Origin of the sequence: Frankia sp. AgB32 (assembly GCF_023243045.1) — a bacterium.
Lineage (GTDB): Bacteria > Actinomycetota > Actinomycetes > Frankiales > Frankiaceae > Frankia.
This window is the reverse complement of sequence record NZ_JALKFX010000049.1, coordinates 1-6,411: the sequence shown is the minus strand read 5'-3', so window position 1 is coordinate 6,411 and position 6,411 is coordinate 1. Positions and strand designations below refer to the sequence as shown.

The window sequence follows — 6,411 nt, the reverse complement described above, 5'->3', positions numbered from 1 at the left end:
GGCACCACACGGTGAACGAGGACAAGCTCCGGGACTACCTCAAGCGGGTCACCACCGACCTGCACCGCACCCGTCGGCGCCTGGACGAGGTCACCGCGCGGCACCGGGAGCCCCTCGCGATCGTGGGCATGAGCTGCCGCTACCCGGGTGGCGTGACCACACCCGAGCAGTTGTGGGACCTCGTCGCCAGCGGCACCGACGCGATCTCGGAATTCCCCACCGACCGCGGGTGGGATCTTGGCGCCCTCTACGACCCGGACCCAGACCGGCCGGGAACGTCCTACGCCCGGCAGGGCGGTTTCCTCGCCGACGCTGCCGGCTTCGACGCCGACTTCTTCGGGATCTCGCCGCGGGAGGCCCTCGCGATGGATCCCCAGCAGCGTCTGCTGCTGGAGACCACGTGGGAGGCGTTCGAACGGGCCGGCATCGACCCGCGCACCCTGCGTGGCAGCCAGACCGGCGTGTTCGCCGGCGTCTCCTACGCGGACTACCGCACCCGCGTCGGGCGGATCCCCCGCGACCTCGAGGGATATCTCAGCAGCGGCAACTCCTCCAGCGTCGCGTCCGGCCGGCTCGCCTACGTCTTCGGCCTGCGCGGCCCGGCCCTCACCGTGGACACGGCGTGCTCGTCGTCCCTGGTCGCGCTGCACCTGGCCGGCCAGGCACTGCGCCAGGGCGACTGTGACCTCGCCGTCGCCGGCGGGGCCATGATCATGTCGACGCCGGTGGCGTTCGTCGAGTTCAGCCGGCAGCGGGGGCTGGCAACGGACGGGCGGTGCAAGTCGTTCGCCGCGGCCGCGGACGGCACCGGCTGGGGTGAGGGCGTCGGCGTCCTGCTGCTGGAACGGCTCTCCGACGCTCACCGCAACGGCCATCCGGTCCTGGCGGTCGTACGCGGCACGGCGGTCAACTCCGATGGCGCCAGCAGCCGGCTGACCGCGCCGAACGGACCGGCTCAGCGCCGGGTGATCCAGCAGGCCCTGGCAAGCGCCGGCCTGTCCGCGGCCGACGTGGACGCGGTGGAGGCCCACGGCACCGGGACGACGCTCGGCGACCCGATCGAGGCGCAGGCGCTGCTGGCGACCTACGGCCAGGACCGGCCGGCGGACCGCCCGCTGTGGCTGGGGTCGCTGAAGTCGAACATCGCCCACACCCAGGCCGCCGCCGGCGTCGGCGGGATCATCAAGATGGTGCTCGCGCTGCGCCACGGCGTGCTGCCGGCGACGCTGCACGTGGATGACCCGACACCGGCCGTGGACTGGACGGCGGGCGCCGTGCGGCTGCTGACCGAACAGGTCCCGTGGCCGGACGCGGACCGCCCGCGGCGCGCGGCGGTGTCGTCGTTCGGCTTCAGCGGCACCAACGCCCACGTCATCCTCGAACAGGCTCCGTCCCCGGCCAGTGCCGCGGAACTGGAGGCCGGGCCATCCGGCGTCAGCACGCGCGGCTCCGTCTCCGCCGGCGACGCGCCACCCCGGCCGCCGGCCCCGGTGGCGTGGGTGGTGTCGGCCCGGGACGGCGTGGGGCTGCGGGAACAGTCGGCCCGGCTGGCGCGCTGGGTGGCCGGGACGGCCGGTACCACGCCGGCGGACGGTCCCGGTGGGGTGCGGGGGGTGGCCGCTGCGCTGGCCGGTGGACGAGCGCTGTTCGATCACCGGGCGGTTGTCGTAGGCGCGGACTGGAGGCAGCTCCAGGCTGGTCTGGAGCGTGTCACCGGCGGCGAGGGGGACCCGGCGGACCGGGCTGTCGATGTGGTGTCTGGGGTGGCGGGGCCGGCGGGTCCGGTGGTGTTCGTGTTTCCGGGTCAGGGCGCGCAGTGGCGGGGAATGGCCGGGGATCTGTTGGACGCGTCGCCGGTGTTCGCGGAGCGGATCGCGGCGTGCGCGGCGGCGTTGGGGCCGTGGGTGGACTGGGATCTGGTGGAGCTGCTGCGGGATGGGCTGGCGGCCGCGGATCTGGATCGGGTGGAGGTGGTGCAGCCGGCGTTGTTCGCGGTGATGGTGTCGCTGGCGGCGGTGTGGGAGGCGCACGGGGTGCGGCCGACCGTGGTGGTGGGGCACTCGCAGGGGGAGATCGCGGCGGCCTGCGTGGCGGGAGTGCTGTCGCTGGAGGACGCGGCGCGGGTGGTGGCGGTGCGGGCGCGGCTGCTGGGAGAGCGGTTGTGCGGGCGGGGCGGGATGGTGTCGGTGGCGCTGCCGGCCGCGCGGGTCGAGGAGCTGGTGGAGGAGTTCGGCCCTGGCCTGTCACTGGCGGCGGTGAACGGTCCGGCGGCGACGGTGGTGTCGGGCGACGGCGCGCCGCTGGCGGCGCTGCTCGCCGCGTGCGAAGCGCGGGGGGTACAGGCGCGGCGCATCCCGGTGGACTACGCATCGCATTCCGAGCAGGTTGACGCGCTCGCCGACGAGCTCCGCGCCGCGCTTACGGGTATCTCCCCGCAGCCGTCGCGGACGGCGTTCGTCTCGACGGTGACCGGCGCGGCGCTGACCGGTGTCGCCTGCGGGCCGGACTACTGGGTCGACAATCTGCGTCGCACCGTCCAGCTCGAACCTGTCATCCGGGGCCTGCTCGGCACCGGCCACGGTCTGTTCGTCGAGGTCAGCCCCCACCCGGTGCTCGTCCCCGCGGTGGCGGACACCATCGACGACCACATGGGGGCGTCCATGGCGGGCGCCGGCTCGGTCGACGACGCGGCCGCGCGGCGCGGCCCCGTCGTCGTGGGCACGCTGCGCCGCCACGAGCACGGCCCCACCCGGCTGCTGACGAGCCTCGCCGAGGCGTTCGTCCGCGGCCATCCCGTCACCTGGGCACCCACCGGCGCCGACGCGGCTCCCGGGACCGTCCCGGTCGACCTGCCCACCTACCCGTTTCAGCGGCAGCGCTACTGGCTCGACACCACCTCGGCCGCCGCGGCGGACGGCGTCGCCGCCGCCGGGCTCGGGTCGGCTGACCATCCGCTGTTGGGCGCGGCGGTCCGGCTCGCCGGTTCGGACGGGGAGCTGCTGTTCACCGGCCGGCTGTCGCTGTCCACCCACCCGTGGCTGGCCGACCATGCCGTCGCCGGCACGGTGCTGCTGCCCGGCACCGCGTTCCTCGACCTCGCCCTGCACGTCGGCGACCAGGCCGGACGCGCCGGCGTCGAGGAGCTCACCCTGCACACCCCCCTCGTCATCGAGCCTCACGACGGTGTTCAGGTCCAGGTGACGGTAGCCGCGGCCGACGGCGACGGCCGGCGCGCGACCGCGGTGTACTCCCGTCCGGAGGGGGCCGACCCCGACGGGCCGTGGATCCGCCACGCCACCGGCATCCTCGTTCCCACCGGAGAGCCGGCGGGGCCGGCGATCCTGACGGTCTGGCCGCCGACGGGCGCCGAACCAGTCGACCTCACCAACCTCTACGACGATCTCGACCGCGGTGGGTTCACCTACGGGCCGGCCTTCCGCGGCCTGCGGCGAGCCTGGCGGCTCGCAGGCGCGATCTACGTCGAGGTCAGCCTGCCCGATCAGCAGCGGCCGGACGCCGCGGACTTCCGGCTGCATCCCGCGCTGCTCGACGCCGCCCTGCACGGCGTCGGCCTCGGCCTGCTGCCCGCCGCCGCCGGCGGCGCACTACCGTTCTCCTGGTCGGACGTCACGCTGCACGGCTGGGGCGCCGATCACCTGCGCGTGTGCCTTACCCCCGCCGGGCCGGACGCGGTGTCACTGATCGCGGCGGACGCCGCCGGGGACGCGGTCCTCACGGTCGGATCCCTGCTGGTCCGCCCGGTCGGAAACCAGCCCGCGGGTGCGGCCGCCGCCGCGGACGACGCGTTGTTCCACCCGGAATGGGTTCCCGTCGTCGCCGCCTCGTCCACCGAACACGGTGACGACCTACGCCGACCGTGGGTCGTGCTCGGCCCGACCGCCGGTCCCGACAACCTGGATGTGACCGCCGGCCCGCTCCCGGCCGCGGCCTGTCCCGACCTGAGCGCCCTAGTGCGCGCGGTCGACGGCGGCGTCGAGGTACCGGATGTCGTGGTCGCCGTCGTGCCGCCCGTCAGCGGGCCAGCGGAGCAGGACGGCCTTGCCGGAGCGGCACGGGAACGGGTGCAGTGGGCCCTGTCCCTGCTGCAGGAATGGCTGGCGCTGGAGCCGCTCGGGTCGAGCCGGCTCGTGCTGCTGACCCGCGGCGCCGTGTCGGCCCGGCCGGGGGAGGCGGTGACCGACGTGGCCGCCGCGGCGGTGTGGGGTCTCACCGCGTCGGCGCAGTCGGAACATCCCGACCGCATCGTCCTGCTCGACGCCGATGCTGACGCCGATGCTGACGGAGCCGCTGACGGAGCCGCCGCGGACGGTCCGGGCGAGATGCTGCGCCTCGCCCTGAACACCGACGAACCCCGCCTCGCCCTGCGCGGCGGCGCAGTGCTTGCCCTGCGGCTCGCCCGCCTGAGCGTCCCGGGGACCGGCACCGGCCCGGCCGTGGCGACGAGTTCGGTCCTGCCGACGGACACCGGCACGACGACCGGCTCGACCGGCGCCGTCGAGCCGGCCGCGCGGCCGCCCAGGTCGACCTGGGACGGCGACGGGACTGTGCTGCTCACCGGGGCGACAGGCGTTCTGGGCAGTGCCCTGGCCCGCCACCTCGTGCGCACCCACGGCGTCCGCCACCTGCTGCTCGCCTCCCGACAGGGCCCGCAGGCGCCGGGGGCCGCCGACCTCCTCGACGATCTGACCGGCCACGGTGCGACGGTGACCCTCGCCGCCTGCGACGTCGCCGATCGCGCGGCCTTGGAGGAGCTCCTCGCCGCCGTTCCCCGCGAACATCCACTGACCGCGGTCGTGCACACCGCCGGGGTGCTCGACGACGGCGTCCTCGCCGCACTGACGCCGGCGCGGCTGGACCGGGTGCTGCGGCCCAAGGCCGACGCCGCCTGGCACCTGCACGAGCTGACCCGCGGACTCGACCTCGCCGCGTTCGTCCTGTTCTCCTCCGCCGCGGCCACGTTCGGCGGCCCGGGCCAGGCGAACTACGCGGCCGCGAACGCCTTCCTCGACGCGCTGGCCGGCTGGCGTCGCGCCGCCGGACTGCCGGCGTTGTCGCTGGCCTGGGGACTGTGGGCGCAGCGCGGCGGGATGACCGGGCACCTGGACGACACCGACGTCCGGCGTCTTACCCGAGGCGGCCTGCGTCCGCTGCCGACGGACCTGGGACTCGCCCTCTTCGACGCCGCCCTCGACGCGGGTCAGGCGACGGTGCTGCCACTGAGCCTCGACACCGCGGCGCTGCGCGCGCAGATCGGTTCCGGCCCGGTGCCGCCGCTGCTGCGTGGCCTGGTCCGCGGCGCGCCCCGTCGGGCCGCGGCCGGCGCGGCCGCCGAGGAGGTCTCCGACGCGGCGTCGGGCGGCCTGCGCGGGCGGATCGCCGAGATGTCCGCTGACGACGGGGTGGCCGCGGTGCTCACCGTGGTCCGCGTGCAGGCCGCCGCAGTCCTGGGACACCGCTCGTCCGACGCGGTCGGCGCGGACAGGGCGTTCCGCGAGCTCGGCTTCGACTCGCTGAGCGCCGTGGAGCTGCGCAACCGGCTGCGGTCCGCAACCGGAATTCGCCTGCCGGTCACCCTCGTCTTCGACTACCCCAACCCGGCGGCGCTGGCCGCCTACGTGCACGCCGAACTGCTCGGTGCGCCCTCCGCCGCCGTGCCGGTCGCCGCCCAGCCGTCCAGCGGCGACGATGCCATCGCGATCGTCGCGATGAGCTGCCGCTACCCGGGTGGCGTGACCACACCCGAGCAGTTGTGGGACCTCGTCGCCAGCGGCACCGACGCGATCTCGGAGTTCCCCACCGACCGCGGCTGGGATCTTGACGCTCTCTACGACCCGGATCCCGACCGCCCCGGCACGTCGTATGCCCGCGAGGGCGGATTCGTCGACGGCTTCAGCCGGTTCGACCCGGCGTTCTTCGGGATCTCGCCGCGGGAGGCGCTGGGCATGGACCCGCAGCAGCGGCTCCTGCTGACCGCCTCATGGGAGGTCTTCGAGCGGGCCGGGATCCGCCCGGGGACGCTGCGGGGCAGCCAGACCGGGGTGTTCGTCGGCCTGATGTCGCAGGACTACGCCGGTCGGGTCGGCACCGTGCCGGAGGATCTCGAGGGCTACCTCGGCACCGGCACGGCCGGCAGCATCCTGTCCGGGCGCCTCGCCTACACCTACGGGCTGGAGGGCCCGGCGCTCACCATCGACACGGCGTGTTCGTCGTCGCTGGTGGCGCTGCACCTGGCCGTGCAGGCGCTGCGCCGCGGCGAATGCACGCTGGCCCTGGCCGGCGGCGTCACCCTCATGTCGACCCCCGGCCTGTTCACCGGTTTCAGTCGGCAGCGGGGGTTGGCGGCGGATGGGCGGTGTAAGTCGTTCGCGGCGGCGGCGGATGGTGCGGGTT

1 protein-coding gene is annotated in these 6,411 nt (G+C 75.1%); it reads left to right on the top strand.

Translation table 11 applies throughout. The annotated features are described in order from the left end of the window. Positions 1-11 precede the first annotated feature (11 nt). A partial coding sequence (locus tag MXD60_RS16370; protein WP_248820088.1) for a type I polyketide synthase occupies positions 12-6,411 on the top strand: 6,400 nt, incomplete at its 3' end.